The following is a 24,229-nucleotide window of genomic DNA, read 5'->3' as shown; positions in this document are numbered from 1 at the left end:
CAAGCCATTTAACGCGCCGAGCAGTCTAAATACAGTAGATCGTCATCAATCTTGAATGGGGATGGCAGAACGGTTCAGGTTCTGTTCCAGCTCGGTCGCCAGAAGCACCGTCCGCCGGGCCTGCTGCTCGAGTGATTCCGTGATATCGACGATCAGACCGCAATCGGCGAGGTTCTCGTTGCGCAGGGCGCGGATCTCGAAGCGGAGTTCTTTCATCTGGCGGTTCGCGGAGCCGAAGGACTCGCGAAGCGGTTCGGCCATCTCTTCCGCCGCGCGCAGGCGCGCGGGGTCGTCGATCCCGGCGATCAGCGGATCGAGCGAGCGCGAGGCACGGGCGATGCGCAGCAGGGCCGCCTCCGCCCGATCGAGCCAGACCAGCGGGGCGCGTTCCACGCGCTCCAGCTTGTCCAGCCGCGTGAGCAGGCGGTCCAGACCCTCGCGTGCGGCCCTGATCGCCGCGCGCTGGTCCTTGGTATCTGCCTCGACAGCGCGCTCGACCAGGGCCTGAGCCCGCGCGTCGAGCGCGGTCAGGCGACCAGTCTCACTGGGCGGGATGCACCGCTTGGCAAGCGGACCGAGCAGGACCTCGTGCAGGAGCGGGGTCGCTTCGGCACTCTCGGCTTTTAGCGCCTCGGCCCTGGCCTGCAGGTCCTGCGCCGTGCGTTCGGCTTCGTCCGGGCCGCAGCCGCTCAGCAAAGCGCCGGAGAAAAGGAGAGCCGGGATCCAGCGTGCGATCATGACGCCTTCCGGTCGGTGAGCAGCGACTGCACCGGCAGCAGGTCGTTCCAGTCCACCAGCGCGTCCCAGTCCTGGCGGGTCATGGCCGAGTTGCAGCGCGTGACGTCGGGACGTGCGCAGACGACCGGGGAAACGTTGCGCCGGCCGGACCAAAAGAGCAGCTGATCGCAACCGACCTTGACGATCCCAAGCGGCTCCTCCTCGGTGAAGTCGTCCGGCTCCGACCAGGGCGTGAAGCTCACCTGGGGCCGGCCGCCCGCGAGCTCGACCATCAGCTCGCAGCCGTGCCCCTTGGGATGCTCCAGAAACAGCAGGTAGCTCTCGCTCATGCGGGTTATCGAGACACCCCAGACCTGCGGCGTCTCAACGTCGGAAGCGGGGCTGGAATCGAGCTGACCCGCGAACACGCCGGCGGGGTAGGTCGGGGCGGCGCAGGCCGGGCATTTGCCGCTCGGCATCCGCTCGCCCGGCTGCAGCGCGAGCGCGACCTGGGCGCGCTCGTCAGCCGCGAAGCTGTCGGGGTCGGAGCCCTGCCAGCGGCAGGTTTCGCAGTAGTGAGTGGACTCGCACATGGTGTACCTTGCTGCGGGTGGCGCACGGCGGCGCTTGACACTACCCGGGAACTGGGATCGGTCGAGCCACCTTGTACGGTCGCCAGAGGCACTTTTTCGCTTGCCGTCGGTTTCTAAAAGGATAAGCCCTTGGGACCGGCCGCCGGCTCGCTCAGATGGTCGGGATCGAGGCGGCCGATCGCCTCGTCCGAGGGCGTGATCCCGAGGTGGGCGATCATCCAGACGATCCGCCGGATCTCTTCCAGGACCTCTGAGGGCAGGTCGTTTCGTTCGCCCTGGCGGATGCCGCGGGCCATCACGATCGCGAGGGCACGCCGCAGCACGGCGGGATCCATCTCGGTCTCGACGGTGCGGTTCGTCAGGTCGGTCGGATCGTGAGAATCGAGCATCAACGGGGCCGTGTTTTGGGACGCTGGGGACGGGGCTGCATGCTTGATATGCGGCTCCGGCTCCAGCTGTAGTGTGATCTTTAGCACACTCAGGCTCCTGGCTCGGCAAGACAGTCGCCTTCCCGCCCCCGCGGCTCCTGGCGCTGGGTGGCCCGATTAAGGAGGTCGAGCGCCTTGGTGTTGACGTAGACGGATTTACCCAGGATGTGTCGCTGCTTGATCGCGCCCGCACGCTCCATGCCAATCAGACCAGCGCGCACGCGCTCGACCTCCACGCCGCTCTGCCGGGTCAGGATCCCGGGCAGGCTGACCGGCATGCCGCAGAAGGCGATGGCGACCAGCCTCCTATCTCGGTCCTCCAGGCGCGTGTGCTTGGCCATCGCGGTCTCCAAGTCGCCCATCACGGTCTTGAGGTCCCGCACGCCGGTGCGCACGTCACGGATGGCCTGGGTCGCGCGGTCGAACAGGAAGCGGGCGAAGGGTGCGTGGTCTCCGGTCTTGATCGTATCGGTCAGGGCGGCGTGATAGGCCGGGTGCTGCCGCTCGATCGCGGCTGAGATCGGCAGCGCCGGCATTCCGTCCTCGGCCAGCATCGAATCGATCAGTAGGCGGCCGACCCGGCCGTTGCCGTCCCGGTAGGGGTGGATCTGCTCGAAACTCGCATGGGCGGCGGCGGCCCGTAGAACCGGGTGGCGGCTTACCCAGGCCTTAGCATCGTAGGCCTGCGACCACTGCTGCATCCACGGCCCGATCTCCTCGGGCAGGGCGACGCGGTTGGCCGGCCGGCCGATCCGGTGGTCGTTGACCTGGGCGGGATGGCTCCGGTAGCGCCCCAGGTCGTCGGCCGGCAGGAGGCCATCCGACATCGCGACGTGATGCAGGTTGGAGACGAAGGCGGGATCGCTCGCGCGCTCGGCCAGCGGCAGCGCCGGTCGGTACATGCTGGAGATGTAGTTGCTCGCCCGGCCGAGGTTCGAGGCCGCCTTGATGGCCTGGGGCACGTTGCCGTAGCGCGATACGCTCGCGCGGGCGAGCTCGTCGATCTCGACATCGTGGCCTTCGATCCGTGCGTTGGCGACGGCCTCGGCCCAGAAGGAGAGCTGCTGATATGCGCGCTCCAGGCCCCGGATCGCTGTGCCTGCCTGGTGATTCTGGAACTCGTTATAGAAGCGCTGGATCTCGGATGTGAGGGTCGCCTCAAACCCGTCCGGTGGCGGCGCAATGAATGACATGGCCGGTGCTCCCCGCATGCCCCCCAGCCGGGGCGTCTCGTTGTTCGATGATCTGGCGGTCCCCAGAATCATCCACGTACCGGGTGGGATATGGAGGCGACGCCAAGCGTTCGCGTTTGCGCATTCGGTACAAAATCTAGATATCTCGGTCACGACGGCGTACAGATTCACCAAAAAAGAGTGGATGTGCGACCGCTTGTTACCACGAATTCGGTTACATTCGAAGAGCCGGAATGTCAAAAGTAATCGCTCGTGGGTTCACTCAGGAGCGCGGGGAGCTTTAGCGCTCACGGACTCGGGACTCGCGTTTTTTACCGTAGGAGCTGGGCCGCAGAGCGCATGAAGCGCTCCGGATGTGCGGGGTCCAGCCCGGGCTGCACCTTCGCGACCGCCGTCATGATGTCCGTGTCACAGCCGGCCTGATGCGGGGGCGCTGTTTTCGGCTGCGCATTGAGCGCGGCGCGCAGCAGCCGACGCCCGGCCGCGTGGATCCCGGCCTGCTTCAGCAAGCGGTTGGCCGAGTCTTCGCCCTTGGCCATCTGATGGCGGAACTCGGCCCGAGGCATGCCGGCACACGCCGCCAGCACGTCGAGGCAGAGCTGGCGATCGCCTGACAGGAGCGCCCGGAGCGCGAGCGCCGGGGAGGTCCGTCCCCGCGCGACGAGCTTCTCCAGCATGAGGCCGCATTGACGGGCGCTGAGCGCCTGCAGCAGGCTGACGAGGCCACGGTCGCTCGAGCGGACGATGATGTCGTCGATGACGGATGCGGGGAGATCGCAGTTCTGCACCAGCAAGCTGGCGCAATGATCGACCGCCTGGCTCAGCAGGTCGGCGACGGCCGCATCGCTGAGATCTGAGCGGATGGCCGCGCTGCGCGCGACCGCCGGGTTGCTGGCGTGTCGGCGGATGGCTTCACGGCAGTCCCGGGCGTCGATGTCGGCGCTCGCGTTCGAGAGCAGGGCGGCGATCGCGGGCGGGGCGCCGTGTTGCAGGATCTGGTGGATCAGGGCGACGGTGAGATCCGGTCGACGCGCGACCGCGGCCTGTCGGGTGCCGCCCGCGTCGATCAGGTCCCGCAGCTCCGCGGAGTCGAGGTTATTGGCACGCTCGATGAACGGAATCGCGACCGGGTCGACGTCGGCAAGGATTTGTCGTTTGATGGGCTCCGGGAGGTCGGGGGCATCACACAGCGCCAGCGCCAGCGTGCTTCGGACGAGGATCTCGACGTCATCCAGGAGTGCGGCGATCGAGGCGAGTGCAAGGTCGCGCGAGCCGGTTGCGATCTGCGCCTGGGACAGGCGCCGCGCAGCAGCCTTGGCGAGCTGCACGCGGGCGTCGAGGTCGCCGCGCTGGCGCAGGGTGTGGACGGCTGCGGCGATCTCGTGGCCGGTGAAGTCGGATGCGCTCACATCATTACCTCAAATCACCCCGCGCCTCGTGGGGCATGGCTCCGGGTCAGTCACAGGAGCTTACCACGAGAGGCGAGACGGGGGCGTGAGCGATGTCACGCGGCCCGAGGCCGAAACCGCGGTCGCCAGGTGGGTTGGGCGCCCCTCCTCGGTGCCGCCTACGTCGTGGAGATCGACGGGCAGGTACAGGTTGTCGAGGCTGAGCGGGATCAGCCAGTGCAGGTTCGGAATGGTATCCGGCGGCACGGGGAGCACGGCGTGCACCTCGACGCGTTCGCTCTCCATGGAGCGGAGGGCGCTGAGCTCCACGGCGAAGCTCCGGAAGAAGGCGACCTCGAACTCGCTGCCTTTCAGCATGACCACCGGAGACCAGTCGGCTGGCCGGGTCATGGCGCCGGTCTCCTCGGCGAACTCCCGAACCATCGCGTCTATCTCTCGTTCGCCGGGCTCGACCTTGCCTCCGATGGCGTTCAGCAGACCCGCTTGCCAGGCGGGCTTGGATTTCCGGATCAGGGCGACCTTCCGGGCATCCGGTGAGAAGGCGAAACCGGCGACGTAGAGCATACTTCAACTCCTGGAGGGCATGTTCATGTGCTAATGGATGGGTTCCGATGCCGGGCAGGCGGTCATCGGAAGCTTGTAGATGTAGCCGCTGGTTTCGTAGGCTTGGCTTGCCAGTATGCGCGCATGCTTGGCGCGGTCGGCGGCGGCAGCGCGTACCGCCGCTGGATCGGCGACCCGCTCTATCCAGGAGGGTTCAGGCATCGCCAGTACGCGTGTGAGCGCGTAATGCTGCACCCGTGTGTGATAGTCGATCGGGTACAGTGCATGACGGACCTGAACTTCGTCGACGGCGCGCAGCAGCTCGCGGGCGAGATCTGGGTGACCGCGGCCGTGCAGGGCGGTGGCGATTTCGACAACCTGACTCACCATGTCGGGCAGCGGGGTCAGGCTGCGAGCAAGTCGCGCGAGCCACATGTCGGGGATGCAGCGGCGCTGCTGCAGCGCCTCCATGCACGGGCTGTTCCAAGAAAGCAGGCTTTGCGCATAGCAGGCTTCCAGTTCGTCAGGTCGCGGCCGGCTGAACAGCTGGCGTTGACGTACATGCCAGCTGGGCTGGCTGAAGTCGTCATCAGCGCCTGGACGCCCCATCAAGAAGTCCAGTTCCGGATTATCCAGGGTGCTGACGGGGGTGCCTTCCGGCGGCTTGCCGAGCGGGTGACGCACCGCGATCCGGTAACCGAGAAAAACCTCGGCCCGCTGATCGACCCCGAGACTGCGAAGCTGGTTGCGCAGGCGATCGCTGAACGGGACGTCGCTCGCCGGGGCCCCGAGATGGCTGTTACCGCAGATCGCAAGCGAATAGCCGCTGTTCACCATCAGATAGCTGCAGTCGGCGAACGCGGTCTTCAGGCCAAGAATGAGCGAATGCCGGGCCTCAAGCGGCATCGAGGAATCGAACCAAGTCGCATAGACGCCGCCGGGCGTGAGATGACGGCTCGCCAGGCGGAGAAAATCCAGGGAATAGAGTTTTGCCGCGGCCATGTGGGCTGGGCTGTCGACGGTGTTGACGATGGCATCGTAGGAAGAGCCGCTTTGCAACAGGTGGACGAAGCCATCCTGGGTGCGGACATCGAGGTCGGTCTGCTCGGCGAGCCCCATGTTGCCGGCATCGAAGCGCGGCAGCATCTCGGCCGCAAGCGGGTTGGAGTCGACGATCGTGACCTTCGTATAGGTCTCAGAGACGGCGCTCGCCGTAATGCCGGTGCCGAGCCCGAGCACCAGCGCGTGCTCGTGGCTGTCCGAGAACAGGGCGGGGGCCATGCCGACCATGGTCTCTTCGGGGTCCCGCCCGTCGACGCCCAGGCCGAGCGCGCCATGGCCGTTGATCACCATCCGAATGAACCCATGCTTGTGGGTCACGAGGCTGACAGTGTTGTCGAAGCTGCGGAGGGTTTTCACATCGACGATGTGCGTCATCCTCTGTTCGAGGTCCCTGCGCGCTAGTTCGCTCGCGCCCATCGCTAGATACGTGTGCGGCCAACTGGTCAGCAGAAGGGCGGCCATGCCACCGGCGATGGCCGTGGCTGCGACAGGCCAGATGAGGTGGCCTCGGCGCAGAGTCAGCGGCCAAGTGGCGGTAACAAGCAGAAGGACGGTCAGGACTGCCAGACCCGCGGCCCCAAGCCATGCGTGCAGCAGCAGTGCTGTTGCGAGGAAACCAATGCCGTTGCCCAGGCTTGCGATCGCCAGGCCGCGTCCCGGGGTCGCGTCGGTCCCGGGGTAACAGCGCAGGATCACCGGAACGGTCGCGCCCAAGAGAATGAAGCCGGGCAGGGTTACGACGAGCAGAACCAGAAACTGGCCGCCCAGCAATGCGGCTTCCGGCATATCCAGGCTGGCGAACTCGCTCCACAGTTCGATCGCCGGGCGCAGGGTCAGTAGACCAAGCGGCAAGATCAGTACCGCGCTCGCTAACAGGGCGGAGAAGGATAGCCGGCGCCAGCGGGACAGCCAGCTGCCCGCGGCCAGACCGAGCAGGGCGATAGCGACGACCAGCGCGAGATTCTGGCCGGCGGGACCAAACACCAGCGCGGTAAGCTTGAGGACGAGCATCTGGTACACGCCGCTTGCCAGGGCCGCCGTGAACAGGGCAAGGCGGGCGTAGCCGTCAGGTCGAGTGCCGGCCGACGCGAGCTGAGCGAGCGTGTCGCGATTGGGTCCGAGGTACCAGAGGGCGGCGCCGACGGCCACGTTGGTAACCGCCAACGCGATCATCGCGCCTGACAGTCCGATAGTCCTTACCACTAGGAACTCGAGCGCCAGCGCGCCCGCCGCGGCGGCGAGATTGTATGTGATGTAGATGTTCTGGAAGGCCCGCGCTCTTGGCGATCCCGCCGTGTCGGGCATCTGTCGCTCAAGATGGAGAGCGAACAGAGGCACCGCGAGGCCGATCAGAAGCGCGGGCACGCTCACCATCACCAGCGCCATCGCGACCAGTCCCGGCCCCGCCGCGCTCGCCGGGAGCAGTCCGACGACCTCCTCGAAACCGTGACGGAATAGGACGGCGGCGGAGATGCCGTAGGCGCCGATACCGATCTCGACCAGTGGCAGCCACCGCAGAGCGCGGTGCGCCAGCAGGTTGCCCAGGGCCAGGCCGATCATGAACCCGGCCAGGACGGCCGCACTGACCAGGTAGGTGTGCCCGAGGTAGCTGGAGATCATCCGGCCAAGCAGGACCTCGTAGGCGATCCCGCAGATGCCGGAGACGGCGGCGAGGAGAAGGAGTGAGCGGCGCATGGGACATCCGATCGGTGTTGGATGTCCCGGAAATGGGAGCGGTGACCGTAAACTGTCCGGCCTTGATCGTATTCGCTTTGTAGCCGACGGTCGCTCAGGACCCCTGCGTGTTGAAGGCGCGCGCCTGGGCGATGGCGATGTTGAGCTCGGTCATCTTCGCGTGCGACCCACCGAGGTCGGGATGGTGGCGCTTGACGAGCGCACGGTACGCGGCCTCGATCTCGGCGAGGCTGGCGTCGGGCTTGACCTCGAGCACCCGAGACCAGGGCGGAGCGCTCGAAGCCGGTTTCGCGCGGCCGTAAGTCTCGCCCGACGTGCCCGGCGTGTCGGCGAACAGGTGGTCGATCGGGGTGGCGAAGCTGTCGCTGTGGTCGAGCAGGCTCTCGACCTCGAACAGGTACTCGCTCGGGTCCTGCGGGCGCCCCATGCGGTCGATCTGCGCCCAGGAGATCCAGAGCTTGGTGCGGGCGCGCGTCACCGCGACGTAGGCCAGACGGCGTTCTTCCTCGCGCTCACGCATCGATTGCGCGAGGCCGTGCGGCATCTGACCCTGCTGACAGGCGACCAGGAACACCCAAGGCCACTCCAGGCCCTTCGCCCGGTGCACGGTGGAGAGCACCACCGCGTCGGGGCTCTGGCTCTGCTTGCCCACGCAAGCGCGGGCATGCAGAAGCAGCTGGGCGGGCGAGTCGTACTCGTCCACCGCCTCGCAGACCTCGATGACGTTCTCCGTGCGCTCCTTCACCGTCTCCGGGTCGCCCTTGAGGTGGCGGTGATACTTCACGGCTTCCAAGAGGTTCGTGAGCGCGGCTGATGGCGGCGAGCCGTGCTGCATCGCCTTCCGCGCCGCGGCGAGATGGGTCAGCAGGTGCTCGAAGCCCTGGGCGCCCGGTTTCGGGAGCGCGTCGATCAGGGCGAGGCTCTGCAGCGGCCGCCCCTGGGCGCGTGCCTTGGCCTCGAGCTTCTTCATCGCCGTGCGGCCCAGGTTGCGGGCGGGCGCGTTGGCGATGCGCCGGAACGCGTCGTCGGCCGCGGGATCCAGCGCCGCCTCCAGATAGGCGAGCACGTCCTTGACCTCGGCGCGGTCCCAGAACGAGCCACCGCGCACGACATAGGGGATGCCGAGATAGACCAGGCGGTCCTCGACGGCGCGCAAGGTGCGGTTGACCCGCGCCAGGACCGCGATGTCGCGCCAGGCGCCGCCATCTTCGCCGTGCGCGGCGATCCGCCGGGTGACCTCCGCGATCTCCGCCCGGGCGGTGGCGAAGCGCCCGCACTGTGGCTTGCCGCCGGGCTCCTTGGTGGCCTGGAGGTGCGCGTTCGCCACGCGCTGGCGCAGGTTGCCGGCGATCACGTTGGCGACGTCGAGGACTTCCGGGGGACAGCGGTAGTTTCGGGTAAGAGAGACCAGGGTCGCGTCGGGGTACTGCGACTTGAAGTTGAGAATGTGCTCTACTTTCGCGTCGCGCCAGCCATATATGGCCTGCGCGTCGTCGCCGCAGACGTAGAGCTGGGCTCCCGCGCTCGCGAGGTGCTGGATAAAGGCGTACTGGCAGGTGTTTATGTCCTGGTATTCGTCGACCAGGATCTGATCGAACCGCTGCGCCATCCGCACCCGCAGGCCGGGGTCCTCCCGCATCGCAACGGTCGGCAGCAGCAGCATGTCGCCGAAGTCGATCTTCCGGGCCTCGGCTTTCCGGGTCTCGTATGTCTCGTAGACCGCATGGATCATCTGATTGGCGCGCAGGGCAAAGGCCGCCGGATCGTCGTCCCGCAACGGCCCGCGCGCGAGCAGGCGGCGCTCCGTCGCAGCCAAATCGGCGGCCACGTCGGCGGGCGTGCATTCGCGGTTCTTCCAGCTGGAGATCGCCGTGCGCAGGGTGGTGAGGTCGGCGATGTCGCTGCGGATCGAAAGGTCGAAGGAGATCTGCCTCAGAAGACCCGTTATGTCGCTGTCGGACAGCACCTTGATCTTGTCCGGGAGATCGAAAAGGTCACGCAACTCGTTGAGAAGGCGGAAACCCAGGCCGTGAAAGGTGCCGTTCCAGGACGGCTTTCGGCCGGATGCCTGCTGCAGGCGCTGAGCCAGCTCGTCCGCGGCCGTCTTGTTGAAGGCGACGGTCATGATGCGCTGCGCAGGCACCTTCTGCGCGAGCAGGAACAGATAGCGGGCAACGAGAGTCTTGGTCTTACCGGTGCCAGCGCCCGCGAGCACAAGGCAAGGCCGGTTGATCGGCGCCTGAGCGGCGGCGAGCTGCTCCGGGTTCAGGCCGTGGTCATCAACGACCTGCGGGAGGGCGTTCGGGGCCGAACCGCAGGGCTTTCGCGGTTTTCTGGGCTTGCTCGACTTCCCCTGCTTTACAGGCGCACCCACCTTGGGCGCGATATCGTCGAAGCCCGGAAAGAGAGGGGGGCTGCTCGGCAACGGTCTGGTCCCATCTGCTGCTCACGAGAAGATGGGACCGGAACGCGCGAACGGGCCGCGATCGCCGTGATCGTGCCCACTCGCGGGTCGTGGTCGCCCGGCTAGCCGGCTTGTTCGGCCGGCGTGGCGGCGAGAGCGTCGAGCGCACGCAGCGCACGGTCGAGTGTGGTCCGGCCGTCCAGGTTCCGGACCTCGGCCTCCTCGCCAAGCCGCCGCACGTCCGTCCAGGCCGAGACACTCGCGCTCAGGCGTGCGTGGCGCGCGATCGCCTGCAGGAACTTGTCCTCGCCCTCCATCGCGGCCGCTGGCGGCTCGCCGCAGGCAAGCGTCTCGCTCAGGCGGGCTGCCAGGCGCTCGATCAGGTTGACGGCCGTGGGCCAGGACTTGCCGGCGCGCTGGGTGAGCGCGATCAGTAGCGGCCGGTCGACCCTGCCGCCCGGCCGGATCAGCGGCTTGGCCGCGCGGCAGATGTCGAGGTAGAGTTCGATTCCGCCTGCGGCCGCGTAGTCCGCGGCCAGGCCGGCGCGGCCCTGAGCCAACTCCAGCAGTCCTCGTCCCTCCTCGACGCTCAGGTCGGGGCAGGTCTCGCGCAGCTGGGCGAGGGCGGCATCGCGGGCCGGGGCGGCGACGCGCTCCAAACGGCAGCGGCTTCGTATCGTCGCCGGCAGCCGCCCCACCGCATCCACCGTCAGGATCACGGTCGCGCGCGCGGGCGGTTCCTCCAGCGTTTTCAGCAGCGCGTTTGCGGCGTTGACCGTCATGGTGTCGGCCTGCGGCACCAGCATCACGCGATGCCCGCCGTCGGCCGGCGCCAGCCGGATGCGCTGACAGGCGTCGCGAACCTGCTCCACGTCGATCGCCTTCTTGTCCTCGGCCGCCCGGACGATGTGGAGATCGGGGTGTGCGAAGTCCGGCGCGCAGCCGAGCAGCCGAGCCGCGATCTCCCGGGCGAACGCGGCCTTGCCGATGCCGGCGGGGCCGCAGAGTATCAGGCCGCCCGGCGGTGCGGCTTCGATCTGATCCTGCAAAGTCAGGTTGTTGGCCGTCATCGACGACGTCCTTTCTGAAGCTGACGGGCCTGCATGGCGATCGTCCAGAAGAGGTGGGCGACGAGGGTGCCATCGGGATAGCCGGTCATCTTGGCCTGTCGCTCGGTCGCGTGCAGCCGATCCAGGGCGCGCTCGATCGCCGGCAGGGGCCAGCGGGTCGCCTGTGCCTGCAAGCGTGCGCGATCCTTCCAGAACACCGGCGGGCGCAGCTTGCCGATCGCGTCCGCGGCGGACACGCCGGTGTCGATCGCGACTCGGGTGTCGTGCAGCTGATGGAAGTGGCGTAGGGCGATCCGGATCAGGCCGACCGGGCTCTCGCCGTCGGTGAGCAGGCGTTGGACCGCGCGTTCGCAGCCCCGCTGGTCCCCCTCGCCGGCGGCGAGGATGGCGTCGCCAAGCCCGCTGTCGCCCCCGTCGGCAATGACGCTGTCGACCAGCTCCTGAGCGATCTCGGAGTCGTCGCCGGCGCAGAGGACAAGCTTCTCCAGCTCCCGCCGGGCGGCCGCGCGGTCATCGGGAAGGCGTGCGGCGATGAGATCGGTCACACCGGCGGCCGCTCGCTTCCCGGCATCCCGCAGGTTCGCGTCGACGAACTTCACGCGCTCCTGCGCGTCGAACGGGTAGCACGCGATCGCGGCCGCGCCGGCCTCCTTCTCGAACAGTTTGCGCAGGCTCGACTTCGCGGTCAGCTCGCCGGCTTCGACGATGATCCGCGCCTCGGGCGGCGCGGCCAGCACCTCTTTCAGCAGTCTGGTCGCCTTGTCGCCGGCGCCGCGCAGGCGGATCACAGGCGTGCCGGTGGCGAACAGTCCGCGCGAGCTCGCGGCCTCGTGGAGGCGTCCCGGGGCCTTGATGGCGACGTCGGCGTGCAGACGGGTGACCTCCGCGTCCGGCAGGCGTGTGAGTCGCTCCGCGTACTCCTGGATCTGGCCGGCATCGGGGCCGTGCAGCAGGATGAGCGAGGCGGAGGGCTTTTTAAGGAAGCCCTCGATCTTGGCGGGCGTGACTTTCACCAGTTACTCCCGGTTGGCGAGCCGGCAACGCGCAGCACCGCGATCTCGATGACCTGCTCGGGCGCGGGTGCTGCCTGCACGTCCGGGACCGCCTGCATCAGCTGCCCCCAGGTGTGCTCGCAGGTGCGCGCGCCGAGCTTGCGGCCGAGCGCACTGACCGCCTCGACCTCGCCTGGGGTGAGGCCGGCATCGCCCAGCGTCTCGGGCGCGGTGGCACCCAGGCAGAGCTGATGGGCGTAAGACAGCATGTCCTTGAGCAGAGCGGCGACGTCGGCGCCGCCGGCCAGGACGCCGCGCAGGGTTTTGAGCGCCTCGCCGGGCTGACCCGCCAGGGCCGCGTCGAGGATCGCACAGGCCTGCTGCCGCTCGACCAGGCCCAGGCTCTGGCGCAGTTCGTGACCGCTCACACGCCCGCCGCCCATCGAGATTGCCTGGTCCAGGATCGACAGGGTGTCGCGGACCGAGCCGTCGCCGGCGCGGGCCACGACCTCGACCGCATCCTGGTCGATTCCCACCCCTTCGCGCGCGGCGATCTCGCGGACGTGCCCGGCGAGTTGCTCCTCGCTGACGCGCCGCAGATCGAAACGCTGGCAGCGCGACAGGATTGTGGGTGGCAGCTTACGGACCTCGGTCGTGGCGAAGATGAAGACGATGTGTTCGGGCGGCTCCTCGAGGGTCTTCAGGAGCGCGTTGAAGGCGTTGCGCGAGAGCATGTGGACCTCGTCGAGGACGAGGATCTTGTAGCGCCCCATCACGGGGCGATAGGGGAGTTGATCGATCAATTCCCGGATGTTGTCGACCTGGGTCCGGGAGGCGGCGTCCATCTCCAACACGTCCATGTGGCGCTCGGCCGCGATCGCGGTGCACTGCTGGCAGGTGCCACACGGCGTGGCCGTCGGGCCCTGCTCGCAGTTCAGGGCGCGGGCGAGGATGCGGGCCGTGGTTGTCTTACCCACCCCACGGGTGCCGGTGAAGAGATAGGCCTGGGCGATCCGCCCTTGCTCGAACGCGTTGGTGAGCGTGCGCGTAAGCCCGGGCTGTCCGATCAGTTCGGAGAGCAGTGCGGGGCGGTACGTGCGCGCGAGCGGCAAGGCGCGATTGGCAGTGGACATGATCGCTCCAGCTTGGGTCTTGAGACGGTTAAGCGCGGCTAGCGCGCCTCTTCTGCGTAGATGGGGTCGCTCCGCCGGGGGCGGTTTGGACGAGGCTGAGGCCCTGACCTCGTCCGAACCGCCGGCGTAGGTAGCGTATTTTCCGACTATAAAGGACTGGTTTTCGAAATCGCGAACCGGTGCCGGCATCGCGCAAGCGAATCAGCGGCACGCGGCTCGCGAAACTTCCATCTCCCCGAACGTCGCGACTTGGTTCGCGAATAACCCGTTGTGCGTCCGCCTGAGAGGAGATGGGCCGTGAAGATCCTGAACGTCGATGGCTCCCAGGTTCTGTTCGAGGATCCGAACTGCCATGCCATGAAGGAGATGATCCGCCGGGCCATAGTGGCCGGCGTCTCGCTCGATGGCGCAGACCTCAGCGGATGCGATCTGACCGGCCTGGAGCTCACGGGCGCGAGCCTGCGCGGGGCCAGCCTCGATGACGCGACGCTCGACCGCTGCCGGCTGAGCACCTGCGATCTCTCCGGCGCCTCGCTGAAGTCGACCAGCCTCAAGGGGGCGATGCTCGACCATCTGCAGCTGGAGGAGGCCCGCCTGCGGCGTACCGACCTGCGCAGCGCGCAGCTGTTCGGCTGCGCCATGACCGGTGCAGACCTGGTCGGCATGCGTGCCAACGACGCCTTCATCAAGGACAGCGCGCTCGTGGATGTCCGCGGTGGTGATTGCGACTTCCGGGACGCGGTGATCGAGGACTGCGACCTGCACCACGTCTCCCTCGGGGAGAGCGACTTCACCGGTGCGACACTGAACTTCGTCGCGCTGTCGAACAGCCACATGCGCGGCAGCATTTTCTCCGGCGCGCACGTCGCGCGCAGCGACATGTCGAACTCGGATCTGCGCGGATGCGAGTTCGTGGGCACGACAGTGCTCAAGGGGCGGATCGACGACAGCGTGCTGACCAAGGCGCGCGTGGAGGGGTGCCGCTTCAAGGAGGTCGAGATGACCGGTGTGCGCGCCCGGGACGCGCGGGTGCAGATGAACAGCTACATCGACTGCACGGACCTGCCGAAGGAGATGTGGGCCGACGAGAAGGCGCGGCATTTCACGGCCGGGCTGTCGCGCTTCGGGACCTGGGCGGTGGCGGGCGCGATCGGGGCCGGGGCGGCCTATGCGATCCCGCCCGAGGCCACCAAGTACTGGACCGAGAGCGTGATGCGCGGAACCGTCGGTATCGCCGTCATGGCAGGTGCGAACCTGGCGCTGCGCTCGGTCGCCCCGTGGATCAAGCGGGAAGTGATCGACCGAGCCCAGAAGGCATTGTTCAACCGCTCGGCGCCGAAGGTGTCCGATCTCGCCGGCAAGGTGCCGCTGGCGGAGTGGAACCACCGGCTGGACGACATGCGATTCGTCTTTACGACCGGCCTCAGCGAGAAGCGGATCAACAGCATCGTCGCCGAGGCCAACGGCAAGCAGGGAGACCGGAAGGCAGGTCGGGTGGCGGCTTTATTCGGACCCAAGCATCACGTCATCGTCGCGGAGGATGGACGGGCGATGGAGCGGGTCAACGAGGCGCTTGCGGCCACCGACAAGTCCGTTCTCGTGCTTCGGCTGGACGACGAGGGGCGCGTCCGGGAGACCGGTCCGGGCTTCTATCAGTTCAACCAGGACGGCTCGATGCAGGCAATCTGGTACAACCTCGGGAAGCCCGATTTCGGCACGTCCTTCGGGGCTGACCACAAGGCGGTTGCTCACCGCGCCTACTCGGGCCGAGTCGAGCTCGTGAACGGGGACAAGCCGCTCCCGACGCGCTTGCTGGAGCGTCGGGAGACGCGCCATGACCAGGCGGTTTCGTGGCTGAAGTCGGACCAGGGTGATGGCCTCAGCCGACTGACCAGCCATGACCTGATCGTCAACCTCCGGCGGGCCGGCCACTATCTGCGGACCTCCTCGCGGTTCCTGGGCCGCGATCAGGAGGAGGCGCGCAAGCTCGCGATCGGCGCGGCAAACGTGCTGGAGAAGGTGGGCGCCGGCAAGGCGGACAAGGTCGCCCCGCAGCAGATGTCGGGCACGATCGGGCGTACCCGCGAAGCGATGGGGACCATTCTGGCCGCGATGGAGAAGGAGGGGGTGCCGCGGCTGTCTGCGGTTGGTCGCGACCTCGAAGGCCGGCTGGCGAAGATGCAAGAGCAGATCCGGGACATGCGCCCGCAGCGCGCGGTCCAGGGCGACGAGGCCCGGTAACGATCGCGAGGCTACGGGGCGTCGGCGCCGAGGGCGGCCGGCGAGATGAAGGCGAGCACCGCCTTGGGGAGGGCGAGAAATGCGGGCAGTCGGGCAGTGCGCGCAGCGAAGGGGAAGGGCCCCGAGCTTGACACTCTTGGGGGTGTCAACGTCGGTACATCGTGTTGCGAAAACGGTCACGATCGATACCTCCCCATCTAGGGCAGGCAACCTGCCCACACCGTTGCAGGGGGAGGTCGGTCATGCAGGGCGTCGACGAGAAGGCGCAGCGCCGGGCAGAATCGCTCATTCACAACCATGCCGTCGAACAGGACCGGCTCGATCGCGCGCTCGCGGGCGTGCTGGGCGGCGGCCGGTTTGGCGAGCGCGTCACCCTGTCGGCCGACCGGCTGGATGATCCCGAGCACATCCACGCGGCCAAGCGCAGCAACCCGAACCGCGCCGAGGAGATCCAGCGCCTCCACGATGTCGCCACCGATCGGGGCGAGGCTGCCCTGGAGATCTACTGCGACGAGACGGCGAGCCGCATGCTTGCCGATCAGAATCCCAAGGCCCTGTTCGAGATCGGCAAGCAGGCCGAGCGGCACGTCGATCACGTGGTCGTGCCCGAGTGGGCCCGTCAGCGCGTCCTGGCCTATCAGCAGGTTCGCGAGGACGTAGATGCCACCGGTCGGGCCGGGGATCAGGCGAGCGCGGCCCTCCGTCGGACGGAACGCCTTGCGCAGATGATCCAGGAGAACACGCCGCTGCGCCGTCTCGTCGAGGGTAGTGCCCGGCATCGCCACCTGGCGGGCCTGATCGCGCGCGACGCCGAGAAGGTTGCTCCAGTGCGGCATGAAACCGCCGAGCAGCAGCTTGCGATCGCGGGCAGTTACCTGAGCGAGGCAGCCTCGCTGTTCGGGCGCCAGGATGCCGACATGGCTCAGCAGGCGCGGGCGGTCAGTTCGGTGATCCGTGAGCGCCAGGACAGTGGCCCGGAGCCCCGCAACACCGCGCAGTTCCTGGTCCAGGTCGAGGCGGCCGTCACGAAGGTGGGCGAGGCCCTGAAGGCGCGTGGCTTCACCGCTCAGGCCTCGCTCGGCCGGGCGGTGGAGAACGACCTGCGCGAGATTCGGGGCAGCCTGAAGGTGGTTGAGATGCCGCAGCGTCGTAGCGAGGCGGCGCTCGAGGAACGGTAACGCGCCGACGACGGCCATAAATCGTCGGGCGATCACATTTCCTGGACATGATGACCGAGGCAACAACCACCATGCCGGACGGCGCCGCCGTCGCGTCGCCCGCGGCGGCGCGTGCAGCGTCAGCCGCGCCGCAGGGACCGGGGAAGGGCAGATTGGTCCTGGTCGACGGTTCAGGGTATCTCTGGCGCGCTTTCAGCGTCGTGCCGCCGCGTCATCTCGCGGATGGCACGCCGGTCAACGCGGTAACCGGGTTCATACAGCACCTGCTGGTGCCGATCGTGCGCCGGGCGCGCGCCAGCCATATCGCGGTGGTGTTCGACCCTGAGGGCGAGACCTTCCGGCACGCCATCTACCCGGCCTACAAGGCGAATCGCTCCGAGAAGCCAGCGGACTTGGTGGCGCAGCAACCGCTGATCCGGCAGGCCAGCGAGGCGTTCGGGGTAAGCTGGGTCGAGGCCCCCGGTTACGAGGCGGATGACGTGATCGCCACCTACGCCCGGCAGGCGGTCGAGGCGGGCCTGAAGGTGACGATCGTCTCCAGCGACAAGGACCTGATGCAGCTGGTCGGGCCGGAGGTCTCCATCTACCACCCCCAGACCAAACGCGTGATCCGGGCGGCCGAGGTCGAGGCGAAGCTGGGCGTGGGGCCGGAAAAGGTGGTCGATCTCCAGGCGCTGGCCGGCGATCCGACCGATGGAGTCCCTGGTGTGCGCGGGATCGGGGTAAAGGGCGCCGCCAAGCTGATCCGGCAGTTCGGCGACCTGGATGCGATCCTCGCCAACCTGGAGACTTTGCCACCGTCGGCGCTGCGCGCGCGACTTCAGGACGGGGTCGAGGCTGCGCGGATATCCCGCGATCTGGTGCGCCTGGAAGCCGATGCGGTCGTGCCCGTCGAGCTCGAGAGCCTTCGAGCCAGGCCGGCGGCACCTGGCGCGGTCGCAGCTTTCCTTAACCGGGTCGAGATGCAGGTACGCGGTCTTTCGGATTAGATTGACCGTACTGTCGCCACATTTTCGGTCTCTTCCGCTCAGAAATAGACACGAAAGTCTTGCTTCACATGGGTGAGGGGACTTATTCGTGTTCCGGTCCCGACCCTGCTGGCAGCGAGGCGGAATGCGCATCCTCATCGCCGACGATGACTCGTCGGTTATCCATGCCCTCAAGCTTGTCCTGAAGCGTGACCAATGGGTTGTCGAGACCGTGGAGACCGGTCAGGACGCAGCTGACCTGGGCCGCCAGGAGCAGTATGAGGCGATCATCCTGGATGTGCGCTTTCCCGACCGCTCCGGGATCGACGTGGTGCGTGAAATCCGGCGGTCCGGCAAGACCACGCCGATCCTGGTGATCTCTGAGCTCGGCGAGGTCGAGGAGCGCGTACGGGCGCTGCACGCGGGCGCCGATGACTTCCTGCCCAAGCCATTTAACCGGCAGGAACTGCGGGCGCGGCTGCTGACGCTGATCCGGCGGCGGCACGGACATGCAGCACCGGTGCTGGAGTGCGGGCGCTTGCGGATCGACCTCGAGCGGCGGGACGTGCGGGTCGACGACAAGGATGTCGGCCTCAGCCAGCGGGAATATCAGGTCCTGCGAGCGCTGGCGATGCGGGCAAACGCGGTGGTCGACCGGGAGACCCTGCTGGACTCGCTCTACCCGCTTGAGGAAAGCCCGGACATCAAGGTGATCGATATCTTCGTGCACAAGGTCCGGCGGAAGCTCGAGGCGGCGCTTCAGGGGGAGAGCGGAATCGAGACCAGCTGGGGCAAGGGTTACATGCTGCGAACGGCTGTTCCGGGTACGCTGAAAGATCGCCGCGAGGCGTGCTAGGCCCCGGCCGTCGTGCCGTGCTGACCCAGCGATCGAGAGGGCAGCGTTCGGAGCACACACGCCCCAGGCAGGCATGCGTTGAGGGTCTCACCCCAGGGGCATCCGACAACGCACGGGTGCAGCTCGGTCGGTTTCAGCCCGATCACGCAAGGCCAATCGCAGGCGTCGGCCCGGACCCGAGATCCGGGCCGACCGTGAGTTGGGATCGGTGAGTGGCGGCAGCGGCTAATCCGTCGCTTCGTCGTGCTCTGTGTCGCTGGAAGCGACCGGGGCGATGGAGACGATCTGCTCGCCCTTGGAGAGCTTGATCAGCCTTACGCCGACGGCCGCTCGGCCGGTGATCCGCACGCTATCGACGTCGGTGCGGATCAGCTGACCCTTGTCGGTGATCAGGACCATTTCCTGACCTGGTTCGACCACGAAGCTGGAGACGATGTCGCCGACCTTCTTCCCCTTTGGCAGGTCGATCGTCCCGATCCCGCCCCGGTTCGCCACGCGATAGGCGTAGGCGCTGGTCCGGCGACCGTAGCCGTTCGAGGTCACGGTCAGCACCAGCTGTTCCTTGGTCTGAAGCTCCGCGAAGCGGTCATCGTCGAGCACCACCGCACCATCGTCGTCGGCCTCGCCGGTTTCCTGGCGACGGACCTTGGCCGCGCGGGTCAGGAAGGCCGGCGCCTCCGCGGCCTCGGTCCCGGCGTCCTCCAGCACCATTGCCGAGACGACCTTGTCATCGCCGCGCAGCCGGATGCCGCGAACCCCGAGCGAGGAGCGGCCGGCGAAAACGCGAACCTGGCTCGCGGGGAAGCGCAGCACCTGGCCCATCCGGGTGCTGACCGCGAAATGCTGGTCGTCGGCGCACAGCAGGACGTTGACCAGGCTGTCGGTCGCCTTGCCGGCGGCGTCCTCGAGCTTCATCGCGATCTTGCCATTGGACGGGACGTTGGCGAAGTCCGCCAGCGTGTTGCGCCGGACGTAGCCGCCAGCGGTGAAGAAGGCGACCTGGGTATCGGCGAAGGCCTCGGGATCCTCGGGCAGCGCGAGCAGCGCGGCGATCCGCTCGCCCTTACCGAGGTTCGGTAGCAGATTGACGATCGGCCGACCGCGCCCCTGCGGCGTACCCAGCGGCAGCTGATAGACCTTCAGCTTGTAGGCGATCCCGCGGTCGGTGAAGATCATCAGCGGGGTGTGCGTGGAGGTCTGGACGACGCGCGTGACGAAGTCGTCGTCCTTGGTGTTCATGCCCGCACGACCCTTGCCGTTACGCGCCTGGCAGCGGTAATCGCTCAGCGGCACCCGCTTGACGTAGCCGCCATGCGTCAGCGTGACGATCATCTCCTCGCGCGGAATCAGGTCCTCTTCGTCGTACTCCGCGTAGTTCTGCTCGATGTCGGTGCGCCGCGGCGCGGTCATCCGCCTGGCCGTGGCCTCCAGCTCCTCGCGCATGACGCGCGTCAGGGCGGACTGATCGTTGAGGACGTCGAGGAAATGGGATATCTGGTCGCACAGCTCCTTGCTCTCGGCCTCGAGCTTGTCGCGCTCAAGGCCGGTCAGGCGATGCAGGCGCAACTCCAGGATCGCCTTCGCCTGCTCCTCGGTCAGTTGGCAGACGGTGCCGTCGACCTGCGCCTTCGGATCGACGCGCGAGAGCATCGCCGACATCTCGCCGATCTCCAGGGGCTCGGCCATCAGCGCAGCGCGGGCGCTGGCGCTATCCGGCGCCTGCCGGATCAGGGCGATCACGCGGTCGATGTTGGCGATCGCGACCAGGAGGCCGGTGACGACGTGGGCGCGCTTCCGGGCCTCCCGGAGGTCGTGCAGGGTGCGCCGGCGGATCACTTGGCGGCGGAAGTCGATCCATGCCTGCAGGATCTCGCGCAGGTTCATCTGCCGGGGCTGGTTGTGGTCGAGGGCAAGCATGTTGGCCGGAAAGCTGACCTGCAGCTCGGTGCGCTTGTGCAGCTGCGCGAGAACCACGTCCTCGTTGGCCTCGCGCTTGAGCTCGACGACCAGCCGGATGCCGTGCCGGTCGCTCTCATCGCGGACCTCGTGGATGCCTTCGATCTGCCGCTCCTTGGCAAGCTCGTTGATCTGGACGACCAGGCGCGCCTTGTTGACCTGATAGGGAAGTTCGGTGAACGCGATCGCAGCACGTCCCTTGGCGACCTTCTCGAAGGTGTGGCGGGCGCGCACGATGATTGATCCGCGGCCAGTTTCGTAGGCCTGCCGGATACCCTCGTGACCGAGGATGGTGCCGCCGGTCGGGAAGTCCGGACCGGGGCAATACTCCAGCAGCTGCGCCAGGCTGGCCGAGGGGTTGTCGATCAGGGCCAGGGTGGCCGCCAGGACCTCACCCGGGTTGTGCGGCGGGATGCGGGTCGCCATGCCGACAGCGATGCCGCCGGCGCCGTTGACCAGAATGTGGGGGAAGCCGGCCGGCAGAACCTCCGGCTCCATCTCGCTGCCGTCGTAGTTCGGCGTCCAGGTGACGGTGTCGCGGTCGATCTCGTCCAGCAGCAGCGGCGCGTAGCGCGAGAGACGGCTCTCGGTGTAGCGCATCGCCGCGGGCGGGTCGCCGTCGATCGAGCCGAAGTTGCCCTGACCATCGACCAGCGGCACCGACATCGAGAAGTCCTGGGCCAAACGCACCATCGCATCGTATATGGCAGAGTCGCCGTGCGGGTGGTACATACCCATGACGTCGCCAACGATGCGCGCGGACTTGCGGTGCGGCTTGTCGTGGGTGTAGCCGCCGCGCTTCATGGCGTAGAGGATGCGCCGGTGGACCGGCTTCAGGCCGTCACGCACGTCCGGCAGCGCCCGGCTGACAATGACGCTCATCGCGTAGGCGAGATAGGAATCCCCCAACTCGTGCGTGATCTCTGTGGTCGGGGCGACCAGGGCGCCATCGGGCATGTCGATCTCCGGGATTGTCGGTTCCTGTACCGGGGAAATGGGGTCGCTTCAGCGCCGAGGGCCGTCCGCGCGGCCCGCAATCTACTGGGGTCAGGCCCGTTCAGCCGCAGTCCAGACCTCAAGCACGTTCGCCGGGTCGCCGGGGCCGCGCGTACGATGCACAAGGCCCTCGGGTAGGCGCGCGCGGAGCTCGCCTAGTGTCTGGGCGCAGATCAGCTCGTCTGTGCGCTGCAGGCGCCCGTCGCGAGCCCGCCAACGGCGGGCTGCGTAGGCGCTCGACAGGTCGCTGGGGTGCTCGTAGACGGTCCAGAACGACCCGCTGGCGACGCCTGATAGGGCAGGTGTCGAAGAGGGCGCGCCGCTGTCGGCGAGATCCATCTCGAGCTGGGTGAGGCCCCGGCCCGTGGCGATGGCATCCTTCGGGTCCAGTCCTTCCTTCTCCAGATAACGTGCCAGCCAGCGCTCGGCGTTTTGCTGGGTCTGTCGGAGCGCGCGGTCGTAGCCGGCCCCATGGTTGGCGCCAAAGCAGACGCACTTGCAGCTGTGGGACTTGGCTTCGTAACAACGGGCGTCGCAGCGGCCGATCAACCGACTTCCGGCGTAGACGGCGAGCAGGGTAGCCATGACGTTTTCTCCTGCGGGGCAACGGGGCGCACTGCGGCGCGCACCGATGTAGGTGGTGGCCCGTCTCGCGCCGTGATCCGGGAACCTCTCAGGCGACCAGGCGGTCGACGTCGCTGGCGGGATCGGTGTTGCTCGGCTGAGGACCGGACCGTGTGCCGAGGCTGGAGTCCATCGCGGCCCTAACCCAGAGCGGGGGCTCGCTGGCTGGCGCGGGGCGCGCCGGGCCGCCGATCGGGTCGGGACCGAAAATTCTGGCAAGCATGCCGAGCGCGATCGCCCAGCCGTCCTCGTTCCGGGTGGCGTTGTCGAGGCCGGCGGTGAACAGCTTGCGGATCAGACGATCGCGCCGGACGGCCTCGGGCAGGTAGAAGCGCAATCCGAGCCGGTCCGCGCCGGCGCGCACTACCTCCGCTGGGACCTCGCCGACGTCAGCGATCTCAAGCCACAGCCACGCGCCCTTTGCGTGATCGTCGGCGGTCTCCAGGGCGACCTGCGCGCCAGACAGGGAGAGATCGAGTAGCGTCGCGGTCCGCGCTCCTTCTCCCTGCGCCCGAACCTGGGCCGGTTCGTAGAGATAGAATCGCTCCTCGGCCCGGCGGGCGGGTGCCGAGAAAGCAGTCATGGCGATCAGCAGCAGCACCAGAAGATTGAAGGAGCTCCAGAACGCGACGATCGGGATTAGCGCGCCGCTCTCCACGATGCGTGTACCGGGATGCGCGTTGAGCAGCAGGCCGGTCAGGGTCAAGCCGCCGAGGATGATGGCCATCATGACGGTTATCCGGTCGTAGCCGGCCTGTCGGGCGGCCGCACCTTTCGGCGTCACTTTGAACAGGTGGCCATGTGGACGCACCAGGGTCTGTAAAACTGTCGGGAGCAAGCGGAAGGCCTGCAGGCCACCCAGGACACTGGAGGCCAGGGGGAAGTACTGGCCCGGAGCGAAGAAGCGCATGGCCGCCATCATCGCGACGATCGCCGGCATCTGGTAAAGAATCACCGAGTCGACGTCCGCGTTGACCAGCGGGAGCAGGCCGGTCAGCAGAAAGACGGCTGGCACGATCAGGGCCGAGACGTGGCAAAGCGACTGCGTCACCCAGTGGGTCGGCAGGAACAGAAGACGCTTCATCAGCGGCAGTCCGGGGCCGAACGGGCCCTTCTTCAGGTACAGGATCTGCAGGGCGCCACGCGCCCAGCGGGCCCGCTGCACGAAGAACGCGTCCAGGCTCTCGGGCGCCAGACCAGTCGCCAGCTTTTCGTTCAGGTAGCGGGTGATGTAGCCGGCGCGCAGCATCGCCAGGGTCAGCAGCATGTCCTCTGTGATGCTGTCGGTCGGCAGTGCGCCGCCGACGGCATCCAGGGCCGCACGTCGGGTGATCGAGTTGGAGCCGCAGCAGAAGGCGGTGTCCCAGCCGTCGCGCCCGGCCATGATCTGGTCGAAGAACAGCCGCTGGTCGTCGGGCAGGGTCCGGCGCAGGGCGAGGTTCGCCTGCATCGGGTCGTTGTTGAAGAAGTTGTGCGGCGCCTGGACGATCCCGATCTTCGGGTCGGCAAAGAATCCCATCATCCGGTAGAGGAAGGTGCGCTTGGGGATGAAGTCGGCGTCGAAGATCGCAACGAATTCGCCGTCGGTACGCTTCAGGGCGGCGTTGATGTTGCCGGCCTTCGCGTGCGCGTTGTCCGGGCGCGTGAGGTAGCCGGCACCCTTGCGCGCGCAGAACTCGCGCAGCCAGGGCCGGCGCTTATCGTCGAGCACCCAGACGCGCAGCTTGTTTGCCGGCCAGTCGATCCCGAGGGCGCCCACGATCGTCTTCTCCAGGACGTCCAGGCCCTCGTCGTAGGTCGGGATGTAGACGTCGACGGTCGGCAGGGCCGCGACCGGCAGGCGCCGCAGCCGCGCCTCGTGCTGGTCGGCCTCGGCCGAGCGGTCGGTCCGCCGCAGCAGGGTGGCGTAGAGCAGCGCGCCGTCGAGGATCGCCAGCATCTCGATGCCGAAGACCAGCCACACCCAGAACCCCTCGAGGGTCGCCAGGTCCGCCGGAAGGACGGTCACAGGAAAGCGCCAGCCGAGATAGAAGGCCAGCACGCCGGCTAGGGCGGAGACGACGATGTACCGGCAGGTGGTGTTGTCCCGGGGAAACGCGGGAGCGAGGATCACGAAGAAGGTGACCGCCAGCACGAGCGGCAGGAAGGACTCCGGCGCGGGCCACATCGTG

At 67.6% G+C, this 24,229-nt stretch carries 18 protein-coding genes; 4 read left to right on the top strand and 14 right to left on the bottom strand.

The window, feature by feature from the left end:
• Positions 1 to 45: 45 nt before the first annotated feature.
• The 11 genes from CKO28_RS04885 to dnaX all read right to left on the bottom strand — a co-directional run bounded on the left by CKO28_RS04885 (position 46) and on the right by dnaX (position 13,239).
• The gene (locus CKO28_RS04885) at positions 46 to 738 is read right to left on the bottom strand and encodes a hypothetical protein (RefSeq protein WP_200339411.1); all 693 of its coding nucleotides are present in this window, start codon (positions 736 to 738) and stop codon (positions 46 to 48) included.
• The gene (locus CKO28_RS04880) at positions 735 to 1,310 is read right to left on the bottom strand and encodes a hypothetical protein (RefSeq protein WP_200339410.1); all 576 of its coding nucleotides are present in this window, start codon (positions 1,308 to 1,310) and stop codon (positions 735 to 737) included. The genes CKO28_RS04885 and CKO28_RS04880 overlap by 4 nt, the downstream gene beginning before the upstream one ends.
• A 113-nt stretch (positions 1,311 to 1,423) precedes the next feature.
• The gene (locus CKO28_RS04875; RefSeq protein ID WP_200339409.1) at positions 1,424 to 1,699 is read right to left on the bottom strand and encodes a hypothetical protein; all 276 of its coding nucleotides are present in this window, start codon (positions 1,697 to 1,699) and stop codon (positions 1,424 to 1,426) included.
• 89 nt (positions 1,700 to 1,788) lie between these two features.
• On the bottom strand, positions 1,789 to 2,931 hold the full coding sequence (locus CKO28_RS04870) for a Fic family protein (protein WP_200339408.1): 1,143 nt from the start codon (positions 2,929 to 2,931) through the stop codon (positions 1,789 to 1,791).
• 311 nt (positions 2,932 to 3,242) lie between these two features.
• Positions 3,243 to 4,340, bottom strand: coding sequence for a DUF2336 domain-containing protein (locus tag CKO28_RS04865; RefSeq protein ID WP_200339407.1), 1,098 nt, complete (start codon positions 4,338 to 4,340; stop codon positions 3,243 to 3,245).
• 60 nt (positions 4,341 to 4,400) lie between these two features.
• Positions 4,401 to 4,904 carry an NUDIX hydrolase gene (locus CKO28_RS04860; RefSeq protein WP_200339406.1) on the bottom strand — a complete coding sequence of 168 codons (504 nt, stop codon included), beginning with the start codon at positions 4,902 to 4,904 and terminating at the stop codon, positions 4,401 to 4,403.
• 30 nt (positions 4,905 to 4,934) lie between these two features.
• A complete protein-coding gene (locus CKO28_RS04855; protein WP_200339405.1) occupies positions 4,935 to 7,640 on the bottom strand; it encodes a spermine/spermidine synthase domain-containing protein in 2,706 nt (901 codons plus the stop codon).
• 94 nt (positions 7,641 to 7,734) lie between these two features.
• Positions 7,735 to 10,014 (bottom strand): ATP-dependent helicase, encoded by a 2,280-nt coding sequence (locus tag CKO28_RS04850; RefSeq protein ID WP_338050052.1) that lies wholly within the window; start codon positions 10,012 to 10,014, stop codon positions 7,735 to 7,737.
• Positions 10,015 to 10,166: 152 nt separating this feature from the next.
• Entirely contained in the window at positions 10,167 to 11,114 is a 948-nt protein-coding gene (locus CKO28_RS04845) for a DNA polymerase III delta subunit-related protein (protein WP_200339403.1), read from the bottom strand.
• Complete coding sequence (holA, locus tag CKO28_RS04840) at positions 11,111 to 12,127, bottom strand: DNA polymerase III subunit delta (RefSeq protein WP_200339402.1); 1,017 nt, start codon at positions 12,125 to 12,127, stop codon at positions 11,111 to 11,113. Before holA ends, CKO28_RS04845 begins: the two co-directional genes overlap by 4 nt.
• Positions 12,124 to 13,239 carry a DNA polymerase III subunit gamma/tau gene (gene dnaX, locus CKO28_RS04835; RefSeq protein ID WP_200339401.1) on the bottom strand — a complete coding sequence of 372 codons (1,116 nt, stop codon included), beginning with the start codon at positions 13,237 to 13,239 and terminating at the stop codon, positions 12,124 to 12,126. The genes holA and dnaX overlap by 4 nt, the downstream gene beginning before the upstream one ends.
• 297 nt (positions 13,240 to 13,536) lie before the next feature.
• Here dnaX and CKO28_RS04830 point away from each other — a divergent pair, with 297 nt between their 5' ends.
• The 4 genes from CKO28_RS04830 (at position 13,537) to CKO28_RS04815 (ending at position 18,482) form a co-directional block, all read left to right on the top strand.
• Positions 13,537 to 15,480: a pentapeptide repeat-containing protein gene (locus CKO28_RS04830; protein ID WP_200339400.1), complete on the top strand. Its 1,944-nt coding sequence runs from the start codon at positions 13,537 to 13,539 to the stop codon at positions 15,478 to 15,480.
• A 242-nt stretch (positions 15,481 to 15,722) separates the two neighbouring features.
• The gene (locus CKO28_RS04825; RefSeq protein ID WP_200339399.1) at positions 15,723 to 16,658 is read left to right on the top strand and encodes a hypothetical protein; all 936 of its coding nucleotides are present in this window, start codon (positions 15,723 to 15,725) and stop codon (positions 16,656 to 16,658) included.
• A gap of 152 nt (positions 16,659 to 16,810) precedes the next feature.
• On the top strand, positions 16,811 to 17,647 hold the full coding sequence (locus CKO28_RS04820; protein ID WP_200339398.1) for a 5'-3' exonuclease: 837 nt from the start codon (positions 16,811 to 16,813) through the stop codon (positions 17,645 to 17,647).
• A 124-nt stretch (positions 17,648 to 17,771) separates the two neighbouring features.
• Complete coding sequence (locus CKO28_RS04815; RefSeq protein ID WP_200339397.1) at positions 17,772 to 18,482, top strand: response regulator transcription factor; 711 nt, start codon at positions 17,772 to 17,774, stop codon at positions 18,480 to 18,482.
• Between the two features lie 225 nt (positions 18,483 to 18,707).
• Here the strand turns inward: CKO28_RS04815 and gyrA are convergent, their stop codons facing one another.
• The 3 genes from gyrA to CKO28_RS04800 form a co-directional block, all read right to left on the bottom strand.
• On the bottom strand, positions 18,708 to 21,395 hold the full coding sequence (gene gyrA / locus CKO28_RS04810) for a DNA gyrase subunit A (protein WP_200339396.1): 2,688 nt from the start codon (positions 21,393 to 21,395) through the stop codon (positions 18,708 to 18,710).
• A gap of 90 nt (positions 21,396 to 21,485) precedes the next feature.
• Positions 21,486 to 22,019 carry a hypothetical protein gene (locus CKO28_RS04805; RefSeq protein ID WP_200339395.1) on the bottom strand — a complete coding sequence of 178 codons (534 nt, stop codon included), beginning with the start codon at positions 22,017 to 22,019 and terminating at the stop codon, positions 21,486 to 21,488.
• Between the two features lie 88 nt (positions 22,020 to 22,107).
• On the bottom strand, positions 22,108 to 24,225 hold the full coding sequence (locus CKO28_RS04800) for a glycosyltransferase family 2 protein (RefSeq protein WP_200339394.1): 2,118 nt from the start codon (positions 24,223 to 24,225) through the stop codon (positions 22,108 to 22,110).
• Positions 24,226 to 24,229: the final 4 nt, after the last annotated feature.

Origin of the sequence: Rhodovibrio sodomensis (genome assembly GCF_016583645.1) — a bacterium.
Lineage (GTDB): Bacteria > Pseudomonadota > Alphaproteobacteria > Kiloniellales > Rhodovibrionaceae > Rhodovibrio > Rhodovibrio sodomensis.
This window is presented reverse-complemented; position numbering and strand designations above follow the sequence as displayed.